The following is a 17,087-nucleotide window of genomic DNA, read 5'->3' on the forward strand; positions in this document are numbered from 1 at the left end:
TCCCTTCGGGCCCGGCCCGGATCGGGCCGGCCCTCCGTGGGGAGGATCATGTCCGCCGCCCCCTCGACCCTCACGCTCCGGAGACCGAGTGACCATCAGCCTGCACCCCTCGGCTTCCGTCCTGTTCCAGGGCGACAGCATCACCGATGCGGGACGGCTGATGGAACGGGACAGCCCCCTGGGCAACGGCTACGTCCGGATGGCCGCCGAACGCGTGCGGACCGCCCGCCCGGACAGCGCCGTCACGTTCGTGAACCGGGGCGTGGCCGGCGACAGCATGTCGGATCTGCGTGCTCGCTGGCGTGAGGACACCCTGGACATCGAGCCGGACGTCGTGTCGGTCCTGATCGGTGTGAACGACACCTGGCGCCGCTACTACGCCGGCACCGTCACTTCGGTGCGCGCGTACGAGGACGACTACCGAGCCGTCCTCACGCAGGTCCGGGACGAGCTGAACGCCCAGCTGATCCTCATCGAGCCCTTCCTCGTGCCCGTACGGGACGAGCAGTGGGCCTGGCGCGAGGACCTCGACCCCAGGATCCGGGCGGTCCGCAGGCTGTCCGAGGAATTCGGCGCCGCTCTTCTGGCGGCGGACGGGCTGCTCAACCAGGCGGCGCTCGCCGCCGGCGGTGCCCGATACATCGCGGGTGACGGGGTCCATCCCACGCCGCTCGGACACACGCTGCTGGCGAAGGCCTGGACGGCACTCGCAGGGCTCTAGGCGTGCTGTCCCGGAACGTTGTTGCCAGGCGTGCCCCGGCGCCGGGAAGACCGGAATCCCGTCCCGGACGGACCTGCCCGTTCTCTCCGTGTGCGTGAGAGCTGGTCACCCTCCGCCGAAGCCCGGCTCAGTGGTGCCGTCAAGGCCGGATGACCACTAGTATCCTCGCCGTCCGCACACTGCGTGCAATTGCATCCGGAATTGCACGCAGGGGTGTCAGCGCAACGAAGAGGACGGACCGCATGCAGCACTTCGACAACGGCGTTCCCGCCAACTCCCTGACCGGCGTGGAGTGGAAGAAGAGCCACCACAGCAATCCCAGCGGGAACTGCGTCGAGATGGCGCTTCTGCCCGGCGGAGCAGTGGCCGTACGAAACTCCCGGCACCCCGACGGGCCCGCCCTCGTGTACACCGGAGACGAGGTACGCGCGTTCCTCGCGGGCGTCAGGGACGGCGACTTCGACAGCATGGCCGGCTGAATTCGCGGCGGGAGAGCCGAAAAGTCGCGGCACTCTCGCATCGGCCGGGCCATGGCGGGGCTCCTGATGGCACACTGGCGTCACGACGCCCGTCCTCAGGAGTCCGCATGCCCGGCATCGAATCGCTTCAGCCGTCACGGAAGCCGACGCTCACCTCGGCCACCGGGGCAAGTCCCACAGCTCTGCGCCTGGTTCTGGGCGCGCAGTTGCGGCGGATGCGCGGCGATGCGGGCATCACGCCCGAGGTCGCCGCGGACCGGATCCGGTGCTCGACCGCGAAGATCAGCCGGATGGAGACCGGACACTCCCCCTGCAAGGAACGCGACGCGGCCGACCTGCTCGCGCTCTACGGTGTGGCCGACTCCGCCAGGACGGCCGAGTTCATCGACCTGGTGCGCAGGGCGGGACAGCGCGGGTGGTGGCGCAACTACGCCGACGTGCTGCCGGACTGGTTCGAGCCCCTGGTCGGTCTGGAGGAGGCCGCGGCGTCCATCCGTACGTACGAGGGGCATTACGTTCCCGGGCTGCTGCAGACAGCGGACTACGCCTACGCTGTGGTGCGTTCCGGACACGCCCTCGAATCGGAGGAGATCACCCGGCGCCGGGTCGAGCTGAGGCTCAGACGGCAGCAGTTGCTGCAGCGACGGGACGCGCCGAAGCTCTGGGTGCTGCTCGACGAGGCGGTGCTGCTGCGCCCGACGGGTGGTACCCGGGTCATGCGTGAGCAGCTCGCGTACCTGCTGGAGATGACGGAGCTGCCTCACGTCATCGTGCAGGTGGCGCCCTTCGAGGTGACCGCCCACACGTCTCCGGGCAACGGCATCACGTATCTGCGGTTCGCGGTGGAAGGGCTCCCCGACGTCGCGTACATCGAGCATCTGACCAACGCCACGTCCGTCAACAAGCAGGAGAGCACGGACGAGTACCGGTGGATCCTGGACTCGCTCAGCGCCCAGTCGCCGAGCCCGGCCGAGAGCAGGCACCTGCTGAGGCGGGCTCTCGAGCGCTACAGCTAGGACAGTCAGCCGGCTGACGGCCCCGCTGTGCGACCGCAGCCGAACCACCCGACCCTGCCGGCACGGGGAGGGTCACGTGCGCGTCGGCGCCCGCCCCGTCGTCACCGCGCCGGCATCAAGCGAACCGCGTCACCACTTGCGGCCGACTCCTCCGTACTCGATCCACTCCTGGGTCTCCTGCTTCGGTGCCAGGTCCGAATCCGGCCTCCACGTCGACACCTCGACCAGGCCCGGCTCCAGCACGTCGAGGCCTTCCAGGAATCCGTGTACGTCCTCCTGCCGGCGCACCCGGCCCCACTGGTTGCCGGTGCTCTTCGCCATGAAATCCGTGACGAAGTCGCGGACGGCCGCGTCCTCACTCACGAGCTGACACACCACCAGGAAACTTCCCGGAGCCAGACGGGCCGCCACCCTGCGCACCAGACCCGCTGGGTCGTCCTCGTCGGGAATGCAGTGCATCACGGACACGAACAGCGCGGCCACCGGCTCGTCGAAGTCGATGAGCCGGTTCACCTCCGGGTGACCGAAGATCCCCTCGGTGTCCCGCATGTCCGCCTGGATGACCGCGGTCCTGTCGTTCTCCTCGAGTATGGCCTTGCCGTGCGCGAGGACGATGGGGTCGTTGTCTATGTAGACGATCCGGGAGCCGGGATCCACCAACTGCGCGACCTGATGGACGTTGTCCTGGGTCGGCAGGCCTGATCCGTGGTCGATGAACTGGCGGATCCCGTACTCGGACGCCAGGTGATGCACGACGCGCCGCAGGAACCTCCGGTTGTTCACCGCCAGGACCTTGGTGCTCGGAACGTGCTCCAGCAGCTGCTCGGACGCCACCCGGTCGGCAGGGTAGTTGTCCTTGCCGCCCAGGTAGTAGTCGTACATCCGTGCGACGCTCGGCACGTTCACGTCGATGTTGGTCGGAATGGAGGTGTCCCCGTTGCTCATCCAGCCCTCGCGGTTCCAAAAGAGTGATGTCGGTGTCCGTGAGGAGCCATGCTAGGGATCTCGTCGGGCGGCTGACAGTCCTCTGTGGAGTGATGCAAGGGCGCGGGGTTCCGAATCAGCCACTCGAGAGCGAGGACAGGACGGTCCGTCGCAGGGCCCGGTCCCGTCTGTGAGGGCGTTTGAGGGCGACGATATGCCAACTCTTGCTGCTGGTAGACCTATTGGCGCGTACGGCCGGGCGTGTGGAGCCGGGGGCGCGTCGTGCGGAGCGACATTTCAACGCGGCCGGAAATCGACGGTGCTGATATCCGCGGTCTTCGCCGCGATGGTCCGGAAGCAGATGCCCGCAACCGCGTCGGAGGATCGCTGCCCGGCCCTCGCGGTCTATCGTGGGAGTCATGTCCGCCCCTGAGCTGATCCGCATCGTTTCGCGCGACTCACCCATGGCCCTGGCCCAGGTCGAGCGCGTCAGGGCCGAACTCGCGGTCCGTAGTCCCGCCACCGTCACCGAGGTCGTCCCCGTCAGGACGACGGGCGACAAGTGGATGGGGGATCTCTCGAAGGTGGAGGGCAAGGGGGCCTTCACCAAGGAGGTGGACGCCGCTCTGCTCGCAGGCGAGGCCGACCTGGCCGTCCACTGCGTCAAGGACATCCCCGCCGACCGTCCGTTGCCCGCCGGTACGACGTTCGCCGCGTTCCTCGAACGCGATGACATCCGCGACGCCCTCGTCCACCCGGACGGGCTCACGCTCGACCAGCTCCCCGACGGCACGCGTGTCGGCACCTCGTCCGTCCGACGGACCGCACAACTCGCGGCTTCACACCCTCACTTGACCTGCGTGCCGTTCCGAGGCAACGCCAACCGGCGACTGGCGAAACTCGCCGCGGGTGAGGCGGACGCTCTCCTCCTGGCCGTCGCCGGTCTCCACCGCATCGGCCGCCCCGACGTGATCAGCGACATCCTCTCCCCGGAGACGATGTGCCCGCCCATCGGTGCGGGCGTCCTCGCCCTGCAGTGCCGCGAAGAGGACACGGCGGCCATCGACCTCGTCAGCGCGCTCAACCATCCGGGTACCTACCGGGAGATCACGGCCGAGCGCATGTTCCTCCATGTCCTCCAGGGCCACTGCAACTCACCGATCGCGGGGTACGCCACGGCGCACCGCAACGGGGATCTCTCGCTGCGCGCCTGCGTGTTCACCCCCGACGGCAAGACGGTCCTCAACGCCCACGAATGGGCCGGCCCCCTCGACCCCGCCACCCTCGGAACCTCCGTGGCCGTCGCCCTGCTGCGCCAGGGCGCACGTGAGCTGATCGACACCATCGCCCACTGAGCCTCCGCGTGGTCCCCGATCGGGGCGTCCCAGCGGCTTCCCGGCCTCCGGGGACGCGGGAACCTCGCTCCGGCCGAGCGCCGCGGGTACCCGCTCCGCACTGCCTTGGTCTCCGCCACACTTGGACACGGTCCACCACAGGTCATCGCATCTGCGGACCTGGCCGGAGGACCTGCGCGTTCGCAGGAGCGGAGGAAGAGGAACGGGGCGGGCCGCTGCGCGTAGGGTCGACGCCATGGTGCATGTACTGAGCAGCAGGGTATTGCTGAGGCCCGTTGACCCGGAGGCCTCCCGTGACTTCTACGGACGGACGCTGGGACTGCCCGTCTACAGGGAGTTCGGCACAGGCCCGGACCGTGGAACGGTGTACTTCCTCGGCGGAGGCTTTCTCGAGGTGTCGGGTCGTTCGGACGCCCCGCCCACCGGCACGATGCAGCTCTGGATGCAGGTCGCCGACTGCGCGGCGGCGCACGAGGAGGTGGCGGCCCGTGGGGCGGTCGTCCTGCGTCCACCGCTCCAGGAACCCTGGGGCCTGATCGAGATGTGGATCACCGACCCCGACGGTCACCGCATCGTGCTGACCGAGGTGCCCACCGACCATCCGCTCCGGTACCGCCCTTGAGCGCCGCCGGGGACGGACCTCACCGGACGAAGGCCGTGAGCGTGATCCGAGCCGCATGCGCGACGAGGGTGTCCTGTGGCTCCGCTCCCCGGGCATCACGACGGGAGAGCACAGCGATGATGATCGGCGCGGAGTCCGGCGGCCGGACGACACCGATGTCGTTACGCGTGCCGTAGCCGCCCGTGCCGGTCTTGTCGCCCACCACCCATCCGGCCGGGGCGCCCGCACGGATGAGCGCGTCGCCGGTGGTGTTCCGGTCGAGCCAGTCGGTCAGCACGGTCCGCTCGTCCCTGCCGAGAGTATCGCCGAGCACATAGGCGCGCAGAGCCCCGGCAAGGGCACGAGGTGTGCTGGTGTCGCGGAGGTCACCGGGCGCGGCCTCGCTGAGGTCGGGTTCGTACCGGTCGCACCGGGTGGTGCGGTCGCCGAGGGCGACGAGCGCGTCCTGCAGGCCACGAGGACCACCGAGCTCGTGGAAGAGGAGGTTGGCCGCGGTGTTGTCGCTGTGGCGGACGGCGGCGTCGCACAGCTCGCGCAGGGTGAGTCCTGTGTCCACGTGCTGCTCGGTGATCGGGGAGTTGGCGACGAGATCAGCGGGGCCGTACCGTACGCGCCGATCGAGCCGCCGGAGCGTGTACTTCTCCAGCAACGCGCCCGCCAGCAGCGCCTTGCAGGTCGAGGCGTAGGCGAAGCGCTCGTCCGGGCGGTGGGTGACGGTCAGGCCGCTCCCGGTGTCGACCGCGTACACACCCAGCCGGGCGTCATATTTCCGCTCCAGTTCCTCGAAGGCACGCTCCGTCCGGCGGGCTGCCCCTTCGGACCGCGTGGGCGCTGTCCGTGAGGGCGCCGGCGGAGCGGCATCCGGCGCGGTCGTGCCGCACCCGGCCGACGGAAGGACAACGAGGCCGGCCAGCGCGGAGAGCGCGGTACGGCGGGGGAGAGGCGTGGGCACGAGGGCGGCGGCTTCCTGGGTCCGAGGGGGCTGCCGGGCGTCCTTCCGCAGAGCGCACCGATGGCTCGGACGATCTCGTGGCGGAAGGAAGCGGCCGACAGCGTTCTGGCGCTCCACACTAGGACGTCGGGTCAGCAGGCGGGGGGCTGCTCCGCGTCGTGTCGCAGCGACCCCTCGGCGCCGGGGCGTATGCGGGACGGTTGCCCCGGGCGGCCCTGGATGTTCGGCCGGCCGATCCCGTCGGCGCCACGAGCCGTACGTCGACCATGGGTCACCGGGACGTGTGCGGCATGATGAAGTCATGCGGACGCGACCTGTGCTCATCTACGACGGAGACTGCGCCTTCTGTACCTCCTCGGTGCTGTTCGCCGAACGCCGGCTCCGGCCGAGCTGTGAGATCACCCCCTGGCAGTTCGCGGAGATGGGCTCCCTCGGTGCCGCCAGGGAGCGAGCCGAGTACGAACTGTTGTGGATCACGCCGTCCGGGCTGATCCACGGTGGCGCGCAGGCCGTCGCCAAGCTGCTGCTGAACGCGGGGAGAGGCTGGGCCGTCCTGGGGGCACTGCTGACCCTGCCTCCCCTCCGCTGGATCGCCCACGGCGTCTACCGGCTCATCGCGAACAACCGCGAGCGGCTGCCGGGGGGCACGCCGGCCTGTGCACTCCCCGCAGACCGCCGGCAGCGCACCTGGCCACCCGATTCGCGGACCGTGCGCTGAGCGCAGGTCCCACCGGCGCGCACCCGGAACCGCTCCGTCGTGGGACGACCTGAGGTGTGTTCGGGTCAGAGCTGAAATTCCGCCGGGGACAGCCCCAGCGCCGTGCAGGCCTCTCGCAGGACCATGTGCTCGGCCTGGGAGAAGTCGCCGTCGGAACCGGCGATGACGATGCCGGTCTGGATCACTGCCCTCGCCTCGGTCGGCTTCTTCGTGGTCTTGACGATCTCCTGCATGGCATCGGCCTTGCCCTGCTGGAAGTTGAGACCGAGCTGGTCCACATGCTTGTTGAAGCGCTGGCGCAACTGCTCCGGCGGGAAGTTCTGCAGGACGTCGTTGCCGAGGATCATCGACTCCACGTGCTGACGCTCGGCAGGGTCCACATGTCCGTCGGCGGCCGCGACGAGGGCGCACATCGCCATACTCGCATCGCGGTAGGCGCCGCTCTTCAGCTCCGTCTTCAGAGAACCGAGCTGTGACTTCAGCGTGCTGACCAGCTTGGCACGCGAACCGCCACCGGATCCCTGTCCGCCACTCCGCCCGGCGGTCTGCCCGCGTGCTCCCTGGGACTGCTGCAGAGTCCTGGCCTGATCCTTGAGCCGGTCCCACACTGCCATTGAGGTCACCTCGGTCTTCGTCTGAGTTGTCGGTCGAGCGCGGTGCGTTCACCCACCCAACGGCCGGCCATGGGTAAAGGTTCCGCAAAGTGGCCGACGGTTTCCGGCTGCGGAGTGATCGCCGACGGGGACTCGGTGACGCGGTTGTCGGTCAGATCGAGGAGCTCGGCGTGGAGATCCTGGCGGCGGGGTGACAACCGCGGGTCGTGGGCCGGTCGTCCGTTCCTTCACGTTCGGTGGACGCAGTGCAACCATCCGTGCCGTTCGAGGGTCACATCAAGTGGGAGTAAACCGCTCTCAGGGACACAAGGGGGAAATATGAGATTCGTTCGCAATGTCGCGGCTGTAGGGGCGCTCACCGCACTGGCGGTGGGTGGTACGGTCGCGCTCAGCACGACGGCCTCCGCCGCACCGAACGTCACGCCGCAAGGTGTCTGCGGCAAGGCCTACAAGACCGTGAACTCCGTGCCGGTCGGCTCGCTGGGCACCGTCTACCTGACGTACAACTCCTCCAACGGTCAGAACTGTGTCGCGAGCATCCGCGCCAATCCGGGCACCGCGAAGCACATGTCCGCGTACATCTACGTCCCCGCGACCGACGCATGGGCCGGTGACGACGGGAACTTCACCTCGTACGCGGGTCCGGGCTACGTCTACGGCAAGGGCTACTGCGTGAGCTGGGGCGGCAACATCGACAACGTGTACGTGTCGGTGGAGAACTCCAACTGCGCCGCCCGCAAGGAGCAGCGGGTCACCGAGATCCGCTGATCCCACCTCGTGAAGCCGGGGAGCCGCCCCGTGCCGTGAGCGGCGGCGGGCCGGGCAGGGAACTGTCTGCCGGGACCGCCGCCGCCCCCGGGGCTCCGGGGGCGGAGATCAGAGCCCGGTGACCTTGGCGCTCGCCGACAGCTCGTAGACCAGGGTGACCGTTCGCCGGCCGTCGGGCGGGAGCGTGACGTCCCAGCGGGCGATGCCCTCGGCGTCGACCGTGTCGGGCTCGGGCGAGCAGGAACCCTTCCGCACGCGTATCTCCACGGCCGAGACCTCCGAGACCGGAAGCCGCTCCCGTAGGGTGACCACCCGGTCGCCCTGCTCGCCGGGGGCGGAGAACCGGGACAGATGCAGTCGGACCGTGCGGGTGATGACGGTCCGCTGGGTGATTCCGGCAGTGTCCCGTGACTCCTCGGTATGCCGGACCACACGGTGGTCGTCGCAGCTGCCGAAGGCGAGCTCGACCGGGGCGCCGGGGGCCGTGAAGTCCAGCGTGCCGCGGCCTGCGAATCCGCTGTCGCGGACCAGATCCACGGGCCCGGCGAGCAGCGCGTGGCCGGCCAGGCTGTCGAACCCTACGACCCGGGTGACCAGGGGGGACAGTTCGGGTGAACAGGCGTACTCACTGCGTGCTTCCGTGGTGAAAGCGGACAGTGGCACGCGGTGAGCGCGGCCGTCACCGGGCACGGAGACCCGCGCGGGAGACCGCAACACCCGCGCCTCGCCACCGTCGTCCACCCCCGGCAGGCCCACGACCGGGGCCGGGCCGAGCGTCCCGATCTCCTCCTCGCGAATCTCCACACCGACCGTGCGGCGCTCCGCCGCCGAGCGGTCCGTGAGCGTCAGCCGGTCCTCGCCGAGGCGCGGCGGCTCGGTGGCGAGCGCGGAGCGGGCGGTCGACAGCGTCATCCGTACGTCCGACCAGTCCTCGCCGGTCCGCTGCCAGACCATCGCGTCGGTCTCCAGCGTCAGGGAGTCACCGTCGAGTACCGCCCGATAGGCCGGCCGCCACAGCGCGCACGAGGTCAGGTGGGTGAGGCGGAGCGCGACCGGCCCGGCGCCCGCGGTCTCCACCGTCAGTTCTATATGGCCGACGAGTTCGGCGGGCTCCTCCTCGGACGCGTGCATGGCTCGCTCGGTCTGCCCGAGTTCGTCGTGGAGGGAGATCAGCCTGGCCTCCACGGTGCGCAGCTGCTCGCCGCAGGAGGCGCGTTCGTCGTCGACCCGGTCCAGTTCACCGGCCCAGCGGGACGTGTCCGTCTCCCCGAAGCCGGCACCCTCACCGATCTCCCGCAGCAGATCCGCGGCGAGACGGGCGAGAAGGTCACGGTGGGCGTGCAGCCGGTCCCGCCGCTGCTCCAGGGCGAGCTGTTCCCCCTGGAGGGCGTGTACGCGGAGGCGCAGAGCGGAGTCGTGCCTGGTGTCCTGCAGTGGCCCGCGAGGCACCCAACTGCGGGTGATCCGGACGTCCAGCACGGTCGCGGCGTGATCGGCGGACAGCTCCGCGTGGAGAGTCCGGTCGACGGCCAGCGCACTGACGGGGCCGAGACGCAGCCGCTGGACCCCCGCCTCCAGGTCGAGCACGGCGCCACGCTCGATGTGGGCGCGATCCTCCAGGCAGGTCACGGCGGTGACAGGAAGGGCGATCGGCTTCGGAGTCGTGGTCATGGCGTGTGTCAGCTCCTGCGGTTGCCGCCGACGAGGGCCTTGCCGGCCGGCATTCGGATCTCGTAGCCGCCGTCGAGCACGGCGGTGCCGCCGGCGGGCAGGTCCACCCGCCAGACGCGGGTGCCCGAGGCGTGGTGATCGGGCCCCGGGCCGTCCTCAGGAGCCGCCCAGTCGGCCCGCTCCTCGATCCGGACATCCGGCTCGGAAGTGACGGGCACCCGCTCGCGGATCTGGAGGGTGACCGGCCCGGCGAGACGATTGGCAAGCTCCACATGGACGCGGTGGTCGAGCACGGTGGTGCTGTTGCGCAGACCCGAGGTGGACTCGTACAGATTCGTACGGCGGGTGACCTGGATGCCTTCGGCGGGTCCGAGCCCGACCCTGCATACGCCGCCAGGGGCGAGCGTCGGCAGGGCGGCGGTCAACAGGAAGTCGTCGTCGACGGTGACTTCCACCGGGCCGGCGAGGAGGGCCTGGCCGGTGGCGTTGGAGAGCACCAGGGTCGCGTACGCCGTCTGTTCCACGGACGGGACGCAGAGGTACTCGGTGTGCGTGCCCACGGCGACCTCGCCGACGGTGACGGTGTGCCAGGTGCCGTCCGACGGGATGTCGGTGCGTGCGGCGGTGTCGAAGCGGTGGTCGAAGGACCCCGCGGACTCCCGGGGGCGGACGGCATGCCCGGGCAGCGGCAGCGCGGCCACCGACTCGGCGCGGCGGCGGTGTTCGACCGCCACCGGGTCGAAGGGAGAGCCGGGGAACAGCCTCCCTCTGCTGTCTCCCTCCGCTTCGGGACCGCGCAGGACGAGGGCGGCGTAGTCGAGTTCCGCGCTGCTCGGCCGTGGCGGGCCGGTCTCCGGCGCCGGGAACGGGGAGGCCTGCGGGGCGGATCCCCCCGGTGCCATGGGGGCGGGGACCGCGGAGGGAATGCCCGCGGGACGCCGCCTCTCGGCGGCGCCCGCCCTTGCCGAGGGCGCGGGAGGCCCCCCGTAGGCCTGGGGCACGGGCGGCGGTGGCGGTGGGGCGACCGGCCCCCCGGCAGCAGGGGCGGCCACAGGCGCGGCGCGGCTCACAGGCCGGGGCCCCGCAGCGTCGTAGCCGGTGAACAGATCGGCGAGACCGGCCGGGGGCTCGCGCCAGCCGGCAGGAGTGGACGAGGGCTGACTGCGTCCGATCCGGATGGAGCGCAGCCGCGGCAGGTCGGTCCCGCGCCGCAGATCCGCCGTGGCCAGGCCTATGGTCACGCCGGTCCAGTCCTCGCCGGTGCGCTGTGCCACCGAGGCACGCAGCACCAGCCGGCCACTGCGCTCGCCCTGACGGCAGGCGAGCCGGTAGGCCGGCACCCAGACCGCGCCCGGCACGCCGTACTCGACTTCGAGCTCCACCTCGGCAGCGGGGTCGTCGGTGCCGGAGACATCGATGGTCAGCACGGCGGAGACCGTGGTCTCCACATGTGCTGACGGGGTGTCGGTCGAGGCGCGGGCGAGTCCGTCCGCGGCGGTCTCGAGCTCGTGCTCGGCGCGCCGCAGTGCTTCCTCCAGCTCGACGAGGCCGGTGTGCAGGCCCGTCAGGCGTTCCTCCACGAAACCGGCGAGCTCCAGCCACGCGTCGGCCGGGGTGCGGCGGTGTCCGTCCTCGCGCCGGCGGGCGGGCGGGACAGGGCGCAGAGCCCTGACCTCCTCGATGAGGCTCAAGCGGTGGTCCCGGCGGCCCCGTGCCGCCACGGCCTCCTCGCGCAGCCGCTCGACGGTGCTCCGCAAGCCGTCGGGCGAGGGAGCGCCGAGCGGCTCGGCCTCGACCTCCACGCGCGCCTCGCTGACATGCATCCCGCGGACGCCCGGAACGCGGACCCGCAGCGAACCCGGATCGAGTGAGCGGGGCAGCCCCGTCACCCGCACCCTGCCGCCGGGCGGCACACTGCCCCGGGCCAGACGCCGGCAGACCGCGCCCTGGCCGTACACCACCACGGAGTCGAGGACCGACCCCCACCGCTCCGCCGCATCGCCCGTCATGTGTTCTGCCCCCCGTCGGTTCCGGGCAGAGTTTACGCCCGGGCCGCCGCGCGTGTCCTCAGGTGTTCGTCCTGACCCGCGGCGGCCCGGCGGAGAGCTCAGCCGAGCCGCCCCACCCGGAACGTGGTCGTGTAGACACGTTCCTCGCCGGGAGCCAGGAACGTCATGGAACCGTCCTCACGGGCCGCGGTCTCGCCCTCCACGTGGTGCGTGGACGGTTCAAAGCCCACCGCGTACGCCCCCTCGCGCAGATGCAGCCACTGGAAGAAGGCGGGGAACTGCGCCGCGTCGTACTCCAACTCGAAGTACACGCCGAGGCGTTCGTTGACCAGACGGGGCCGGACCCGGCCGTCGGCGTCCGGTTCCAGCTCGTGTTCGTAGACCTGTTCGACGAACCCCGTGCGCGGGCCGGGCATGGAGGTGTTCGAGACACCTTGTTCGGCGACGCTGTCGCTCTGCCACAGTGTGCGGCGCACAGGCATCTCGTACCGCGCGCCCTCGTCCAGGAAGGGCCAGCCGATGTTGATGTGGTACAGGTACATGTGCGGTGTGGTGTCGAAGCCCGCGTTGCGCACCCGGTCGGTCAGCCGGATCTCCGTGCCGCCGAGATCCGCCTCGATACGACGGGTGAGCCGCAGATGTTCACCGAAGATCGCGGCCTGGCGCACCTCTCCCTCGGCCCACAGCACACAGTTTCCGTCGTCCTGCCACTGTTCGCCGTAACCGGTGAGCCGGGCAGGCAGGTTGGCGATCCGTCCGTGCAGCCCGTGCGACACGGTGCGACGCGGCGGGTAGTGGTACTGCGAGGCGTCGACCTCGGCTCCGAAGAGCGTGTGGTCGAGGCCCGCGGTGAGCAGCAGTCCCGAGAAGCTGCGCATCATCGAGAGGCCGTCGTCGTCCCGGTACTCGTGCAGGCCCGGGTGGCGGAAACCGGTCGCGGAGCGCCAGCCGAAGCCACGGCCCTCGAACTCCGCTCCGCCCAGGTCCATGGCCCGGTCCACGAGAACGTCGAAGGAGAGACCCGCCCCCGTACGGAACTCCAGTGTGCGGATCCCGCGTTCGGAACCGTCGTCCAGTACGACGGACCGTACGCCGCCCGCAGCGCTCAGGTCGCCGGCGAGCCGGGCGAGGGCCTGACGGTCGTAGTCGCGTCCGTTCAGCTTCATGACATCACCCACCCTCCGTTGACCTCGAGGCACTGGCCGGTGACGAAGGAGGCATCGGGTCCGCAGAGGAACGACACCACCGAGGCCAGCTCCTCGGGGCGGCCGCGCCGCTTGAGGGACTGGCGTTCGAGCACGTGGCGCCGGTAGGCCTCGGGGTCCTCGTGGATCTCCTCCGCCGCTGTGGGAAAGGCGCCGGGGGAGACGCAGTTGACGCGGATCTCCGCCGGGCCGAGTTCCCGGGCGAGTGCACGTGTGAGCGCGACGGCGGCGCCCTTGGTCGAGATGTACGCGGCGAGCGAGTCCCAGCCTCCGTGCATGGTGATCGACGCGACGTTCACGATCGCCCCACCACCCGTGGAGACCATGCGGCGCGCGGCGGACTGCGCGGCGACCCAGTAGGCCCGCTGGTTGACCGCCACCACGTCCTCGTACTCGGTGAGCGGTACGTCGAGGAACGGCCGGCTCGGGTACACGGCGGCGTTGTTGACCAGGACGCGCAGGGTTCCCAGCTCAGCCGCGGACCGGGCGACGGCGTCCTCGACAGCCTGCGGGTTGCGCAGGTCGGTGGTGAGCGCCAGCGCCCGGGCGCCGGCCCTCTCCACCTGTTCGACGGTCTCCTTCAACGACGCGGCGTCGCGGTCGAGTACGGCGACATCGTGTCCCGAGGCGGCCAGGCGGGCGGCAATGGCCCGGCCCAGGGCGCCTCCGGCACCCGTCACGAGTGCGGCTTGCTGTTGCTTCATCGGTGGGTCCCATCTTCCCGGTGCCGGCCGGGTGCCGAAGGGGCGGATCGTGGCATTGACACTGCGAGCGGAGCCCGCTTAGCGTGCATGTTAGCGCTACCGGTAGCGCTAACAACAGGGTGCGGAACGACAAATACAGTCACGAAGCGACGAGTTCGGCGCACCCTCCTCCCTCTTCTCCCTCCTTCGCCTCCTCTCCTCCAAGGAGTCCCATGACGACGCGCGACAAGCCCGGCATACTCGCCGGATACCGGGTCCTCGACTGCTCCATCGCCATGGCCGGTCCCTTCGCGGCGCAGCGGCTCGGCGATCTCGGCGCCGACGTGGTCAAGGTCGAGCCGGTCACCGGCGAGTGGCAGCGCCACGCCGCCGCCGGCGGCGCGAGCGGCAACCGGATCAACGTGTCCTTCCTGTCGCTCAACCGCAACAAGCGCTCGCTCGCCGTCGACCTCAAGGACCCGGCGGGCAAGGAGGTGCTGCGCAGACTCGTGGCCGACGCCGACGTCTTCCTCCAGAACTACCGGCCCGGAGTCGCCGCCCGGCTAGGCGTCGACCACGCCTCGCTCGCCGCGATCAACCCCTCCCTCGTGTACGTCTCCATCTCCGGCTTCGGCGAGGACGGCCCGTACGCCCAGCGCCCCGGTCAGGACCTCCTGCTCCAGGCGATGTCCGGGGCCATGCTCTCCACCGGCCGGGCCGGGGAGCCGCCGCGGGCGGCGGGCCAGTACCTCGTGGACGCCGTCACCGCGTCCACCGCGTTCGAGGGCGTGCTAGCTGCGCTGCTGCACCGCGAACGCACCGGCGAGGGCCAGCTCGTGACGGTCAACATGCTCGACGCGATCACGACCCTGCAGATGCAGGAGCTCTCGGTGCACACCGTCGGCGGACTGCCGCAGTCCCGCTCAGAGGAGCCGCACGCGCACGTCTACATCCGCGCGCCCTACGGCGCCTTCCAGACCTCCGACAGCTACCTCGTTCTCGCCTTCCCGCCGCTGAAGACGCTCGGTGAGATCATCGGCGAGGAGTCGTTCCTGTCCATGGAGGACGAGAAGCACAGCTGGACCCACCGCGACGAGATCTTCGCCCGTACCGCGGCCCGGCTGCTCACCCGGCCCACCCGCCACTGGCTCGACGCCTTCGAGGCAGCCGGCATCTGGGCGGGCCCGGTCTACGGCTACGCGGACCTGGTCGAGGACCCCCAGATCCGGCACAACGGCACCTTCGTCACCTACGACCACCCCACCGAGGGCCGCGTGAAGGTGCCCGGCTTCCCGTACAAGTTCTCCGCGACGCCGCCGCGCATCGACCGGGGCGCACCGCTCGCCGGCCAGCACACCCGGGAGATTCTTGCCGAAGCAGGCCTGGACGAAGGGGAGATCGAGGCGCTGTTCAGCTCCGGGACCGTGGCGGAGACCTCGTGACCTACGCAGGACTGACATGGGACCACCCCCGTGGACACGACGCCCTCGCCGCCTCGGCGGGCGGCCTCGTGCACTGGTCCGTCCAGCCGCTGGAAGGCTTCGAGTCCCGCCCCGTCGACGAGCTCTGCGCCCGCTACGACCTCGTCGTGCTCGACCACCCGCACCTCGGCGAGGCCCTGGACGCCGGCTGCCTGCTACCACTGGACGACCTGTTCACTCCGGAGGAACTCGACCGCTGGCGCGCGGACGCGATCGGTCCCACCATGCGCTCGTACGCGATGGAGGGCAGACAGTGGGCGCTCCCGCTGGACGCGGCCACCCAGGTCGCGGCCACCAGGACGGACCTCGTCGGAGAGGCGCCCGCCACCTGGGACGAGGTCCGGAGCCTCGCCGGGCGCGCGCCGGTGGCGCTGTCGCTCGCCGGGCCGCACGCGTTCCTCACCTTCGCCTCCGTCGCGGTCGCCCTGGGGGAGGAGCCGGCCTCCGGCCCGGACGAACTCATCGGTGACGGGACGGGACTGGCGGCCCTCGACCTGATGGCGGCCGTCGACTCCGCCGCCCCGGCCGAGACACGTACGCTCAACCCGATCGGGCTGCTGGAGCTGATGTCGCACACCGACCTGCTGGCGCACTGCCCGCTGGTCTACGGCTACGTCACCTACGCGGACCGGCTGGCCTTCACCGACGCCCCGACGGCCAGGCCCGGGGGACGTCCGGGTTCCACCCTCGGCGGCACCGGACTCGCCGTCAGCTCCCGCTGCACCCCCGGGCCCGAACTGCTGGACCACATACGCTGGCTGATGTCCCCGGCCGCCCAGTGCGACTTTCTGCCGAAGCACAGGGGGCAGCCCAGCGCGCGGGCCGCGTGGAGCGATCCGGCGATCGTCGCCGCGGACTTCTACCGCCGCACCACCGCCACCTGCGAACAGGCCTGGGTCCGGCCCCGGCACCCCGGATACATCGGCTTCCAGGCCGCGGCGTCCGCCGTCGTCCGGGACGCACTCGCCAAGGAGACCGGCCACAGGGCGGCACTCGACCGGATGCGCGCGCTCTACCGGACCAGCCTCATGAACCGGACCCCGAAGGAAGGACGAGCATGAGCGACACCACCACCAGCACCCCGCCGGACCTCGGCACCGAGCACGTGCTGCTCGACGTGGCCGACCGCGTGGCCACCCTCACCCTGAACCGGCCCGAGAAGCTCAACGCCGTCACCCCCGGAATGTCCCGCGCCCTGGTCCGCGCCGTCGAATGGTGCGACACCACCGACGACGTCCGCGCCCTGGTCGTCACCGGCGCCGGCGGGCGGGCCTTCAGCGCGGGTTCGGACATCCGCGAACTGGATGGCTACCGGACGCCGTGGGAGTTCCGTAACCGCGTGGACTACTGCGACGCCATCCGTGAGGCCCGGACCCCGACCATCGCGGCGGTCGGTGGCTACGCCCTCGGCGGCGGTCTGGAGACCGCGCTCTCCTGCGACATTCGCATCGCCTCGGAAACCGCCTCCTTCGGCGCACCCGAGATCACCCTCGGCTGGATCGGAGGCGGCGGCATGGCCGCGTTCCTCGACCGCGCCGCAGGTCCCAGCAACGCCGCGATGATGCTGCTCACCGGCGAACGCGTCGACGCCGCGCAGGCGCTGGCCTGGCACCTGGTGAGCGAGGTGGTGGCACCCGAGGAGCTGCCAGACCGGGCCCGTTCGCTCGCCCTCGTGATCGCGTCGAGAGCCCCGGTGGCCGCCGAGACCGCGAAGATCAACCTCCGCGCCGCCGGAAACCTCCCCGAGGACCAGGCCCTCGCCTACGAACGGGACCTGCAGACCATCTGCTTCGCCACCGAGGACGCCGCCGAAGGCCGCCGCGCGTTCGCCGAGAAGCGCCCGCCCGTCTTCCGCAAGCGCTGAGAGGA

The 17,087-nt window shown here is 70.7% G+C and carries 17 protein-coding genes; 10 read left to right on the forward strand and 7 right to left on the reverse strand.

The features are described from left to right. Positions 1-88 precede the first annotated feature (88 nt). The 3 genes from ACIREO_RS24855 (at position 89) to ACIREO_RS24865 (ending at position 2,216) form a co-directional block, all read left to right on the forward strand. Positions 89-721 (forward strand): SGNH/GDSL hydrolase family protein, encoded by a 633-nt coding sequence (locus tag ACIREO_RS24855; RefSeq protein ID WP_404113886.1) that lies wholly within the window; start codon positions 89-91, stop codon positions 719-721. Between the two features lie 242 nt (positions 722-963). Further along, positions 964-1,200 carry a DUF397 domain-containing protein gene (locus ACIREO_RS24860; protein WP_404113888.1) on the forward strand — a complete coding sequence of 79 codons (237 nt, stop codon included), beginning with the start codon at positions 964-966 and terminating at the stop codon, positions 1,198-1,200. A gap of 107 nt (positions 1,201-1,307) precedes the next feature. After that, positions 1,308-2,216 (forward strand): helix-turn-helix domain-containing protein, encoded by a 909-nt coding sequence (locus ACIREO_RS24865; RefSeq protein WP_404113890.1) that lies wholly within the window; start codon positions 1,308-1,310, stop codon positions 2,214-2,216. Positions 2,217-2,345: 129 nt separating this feature from the next. On the opposite strand, the gene ACIREO_RS24870 is transcribed toward ACIREO_RS24865, so the two are convergent. Beyond that, positions 2,346-3,161, reverse strand: a complete 816-nt coding sequence (locus tag ACIREO_RS24870) for an SAM-dependent methyltransferase (protein ID WP_404113892.1) — start codon at positions 3,159-3,161, stop codon at positions 2,346-2,348. Between the two features lie 398 nt (positions 3,162-3,559). On the opposite strand from ACIREO_RS24870, the gene hemC reads away from it, so the two are divergent. Together hemC and ACIREO_RS24880 are read left to right on the forward strand one after the other, a co-directional pair. Beyond that, a complete protein-coding gene (gene hemC / locus ACIREO_RS24875) occupies positions 3,560-4,495 on the forward strand; it encodes a hydroxymethylbilane synthase (RefSeq protein ID WP_404113894.1) in 936 nt (311 codons plus the stop codon). Between the two features lie 235 nt (positions 4,496-4,730). Further along, positions 4,731-5,117: a VOC family protein gene (locus tag ACIREO_RS24880; RefSeq protein ID WP_404113896.1), complete on the forward strand. Its 387-nt coding sequence runs from the start codon at positions 4,731-4,733 to the stop codon at positions 5,115-5,117. A 19-nt stretch (positions 5,118-5,136) separates the two neighbouring features. Here ACIREO_RS24880 and bla read toward each other — a convergent pair whose 3' ends face one another. Then, complete coding sequence (gene bla / locus ACIREO_RS24885; protein ID WP_404113898.1) at positions 5,137-6,069, reverse strand: class A beta-lactamase; 933 nt, start codon at positions 6,067-6,069, stop codon at positions 5,137-5,139. 301 nt (positions 6,070-6,370) lie between these two features. Here bla and ACIREO_RS24890 point away from each other — a divergent pair, with 301 nt between their 5' ends. Continuing rightward, on the forward strand, positions 6,371-6,787 hold the full coding sequence (locus ACIREO_RS24890; RefSeq protein WP_404113900.1) for a thiol-disulfide oxidoreductase DCC family protein: 417 nt from the start codon (positions 6,371-6,373) through the stop codon (positions 6,785-6,787). Between the two features lie 65 nt (positions 6,788-6,852). On the opposite strand, the gene ACIREO_RS24895 is transcribed toward ACIREO_RS24890, so the two are convergent. Beyond that, entirely contained in the window at positions 6,853-7,401 is a 549-nt protein-coding gene (locus tag ACIREO_RS24895) for a tellurite resistance TerB family protein (protein ID WP_404113902.1), read from the reverse strand. Between the two features lie 318 nt (positions 7,402-7,719). Here ACIREO_RS24895 and ACIREO_RS24900 point away from each other — a divergent pair, with 318 nt between their 5' ends. Next, entirely contained in the window at positions 7,720-8,169 is a 450-nt protein-coding gene (locus tag ACIREO_RS24900) for a spore-associated protein (protein ID WP_404113904.1), read from the forward strand. 108 nt (positions 8,170-8,277) lie between these two features. On the opposite strand, the gene ACIREO_RS24905 is transcribed toward ACIREO_RS24900, so the two are convergent. The 4 genes from ACIREO_RS24905 to ACIREO_RS24920 form a co-directional block, all read right to left on the reverse strand. Then, positions 8,278-9,840, reverse strand: a complete 1,563-nt coding sequence (locus tag ACIREO_RS24905) for a mucoidy inhibitor MuiA family protein (RefSeq protein WP_404113906.1) — start codon at positions 9,838-9,840, stop codon at positions 8,278-8,280. 8 nt (positions 9,841-9,848) lie between these two features. Continuing rightward, entirely contained in the window at positions 9,849-11,849 is a 2,001-nt protein-coding gene (locus ACIREO_RS24910) for a DUF4139 domain-containing protein (protein ID WP_404113908.1), read from the reverse strand. A gap of 98 nt (positions 11,850-11,947) precedes the next feature. Further along, on the reverse strand, positions 11,948-13,015 hold the full coding sequence (locus ACIREO_RS24915) for an aldose 1-epimerase family protein (protein WP_404113910.1): 1,068 nt from the start codon (positions 13,013-13,015) through the stop codon (positions 11,948-11,950). After that, positions 13,012-13,758, reverse strand: coding sequence for an SDR family NAD(P)-dependent oxidoreductase (locus ACIREO_RS24920; RefSeq protein WP_404113912.1), 747 nt, complete (start codon positions 13,756-13,758; stop codon positions 13,012-13,014). The genes ACIREO_RS24915 and ACIREO_RS24920 overlap by 4 nt, the downstream gene beginning before the upstream one ends. Before the next feature lie 212 nt (positions 13,759-13,970). Between ACIREO_RS24920 and ACIREO_RS24925 the strand changes: the two genes are divergently transcribed. From ACIREO_RS24925 to ACIREO_RS24935, 3 genes are read left to right on the forward strand one after another with little or no spacing between them, the layout of a single operon-like run. Beyond that, entirely contained in the window at positions 13,971-15,179 is a 1,209-nt protein-coding gene (locus ACIREO_RS24925; RefSeq protein ID WP_404113914.1) for a CaiB/BaiF CoA transferase family protein, read from the forward strand. Beyond that, a complete protein-coding gene (locus ACIREO_RS24930; RefSeq protein ID WP_404113916.1) occupies positions 15,176-16,279 on the forward strand; it encodes an extracellular solute-binding protein in 1,104 nt (367 codons plus the stop codon). Before ACIREO_RS24925 ends, ACIREO_RS24930 begins: the two co-directional genes overlap by 4 nt. Further along, on the forward strand, positions 16,276-17,082 hold the full coding sequence (locus tag ACIREO_RS24935; protein WP_404113918.1) for an enoyl-CoA hydratase/isomerase family protein: 807 nt from the start codon (positions 16,276-16,278) through the stop codon (positions 17,080-17,082). The genes ACIREO_RS24930 and ACIREO_RS24935 overlap by 4 nt, the downstream gene beginning before the upstream one ends. The last annotated feature ends 5 nt before the right edge of the window (positions 17,083-17,087 follow it).

The organism is Streptomyces sp. NPDC102441 (genome assembly GCF_044765585.1).
In the GTDB taxonomy this organism is placed as follows: domain Bacteria; phylum Actinomycetota; class Actinomycetes; order Streptomycetales; family Streptomycetaceae; genus Streptomyces.

Excerpts from the sequence above, each read along its gene's own strand:
- ACIREO_RS24860 (WP_404113888.1), top strand. The coding sequence starts at position 964 with ATGCAGCACTTCGACAACGGCGTTCCCGCCAACTCCCTGACCGGCGTG.
- ACIREO_RS24865 (WP_404113890.1), top strand. The coding sequence starts at position 1,308 with ATGCCCGGCATCGAATCGCTTCAGCCGTCACGGAAGCCGACGCTCACC.
- ACIREO_RS24870 (WP_404113892.1), bottom strand. The coding sequence starts at position 3,161 with ATGAGCAACGGGGACACCTCCATTCCGACCAACATCGACGTGAACGTG.
- hemC (WP_404113894.1), top strand. The coding sequence starts at position 3,560 with ATGTCCGCCCCTGAGCTGATCCGCATCGTTTCGCGCGACTCACCCATG.
- ACIREO_RS24880 (WP_404113896.1), top strand. The coding sequence starts at position 4,731 with ATGGTGCATGTACTGAGCAGCAGGGTATTGCTGAGGCCCGTTGACCCG.
- ACIREO_RS24890 (WP_404113900.1), top strand. The coding sequence starts at position 6,371 with ATGCGGACGCGACCTGTGCTCATCTACGACGGAGACTGCGCCTTCTGT.
- ACIREO_RS24895 (WP_404113902.1), bottom strand. The coding sequence starts at position 7,401 with ATGGCAGTGTGGGACCGGCTCAAGGATCAGGCCAGGACTCTGCAGCAG.
- ACIREO_RS24900 (WP_404113904.1), top strand. The coding sequence starts at position 7,720 with ATGAGATTCGTTCGCAATGTCGCGGCTGTAGGGGCGCTCACCGCACTG.
- ACIREO_RS24905 (WP_404113906.1), bottom strand. The coding sequence starts at position 9,840 with ATGACCACGACTCCGAAGCCGATCGCCCTTCCTGTCACCGCCGTGACC.
- ACIREO_RS24910 (WP_404113908.1), bottom strand. The coding sequence starts at position 11,849 with ATGACGGGCGATGCGGCGGAGCGGTGGGGGTCGGTCCTCGACTCCGTG.
- ACIREO_RS24915 (WP_404113910.1), bottom strand. The coding sequence starts at position 13,015 with ATGAAGCTGAACGGACGCGACTACGACCGTCAGGCCCTCGCCCGGCTC.
- ACIREO_RS24920 (WP_404113912.1), bottom strand. The coding sequence starts at position 13,758 with ATGAAGCAACAGCAAGCCGCACTCGTGACGGGTGCCGGAGGCGCCCTG.
- ACIREO_RS24925 (WP_404113914.1), top strand. The coding sequence starts at position 13,971 with ATGACGACGCGCGACAAGCCCGGCATACTCGCCGGATACCGGGTCCTC.
- ACIREO_RS24935 (WP_404113918.1), top strand. The coding sequence starts at position 16,276 with ATGAGCGACACCACCACCAGCACCCCGCCGGACCTCGGCACCGAGCAC.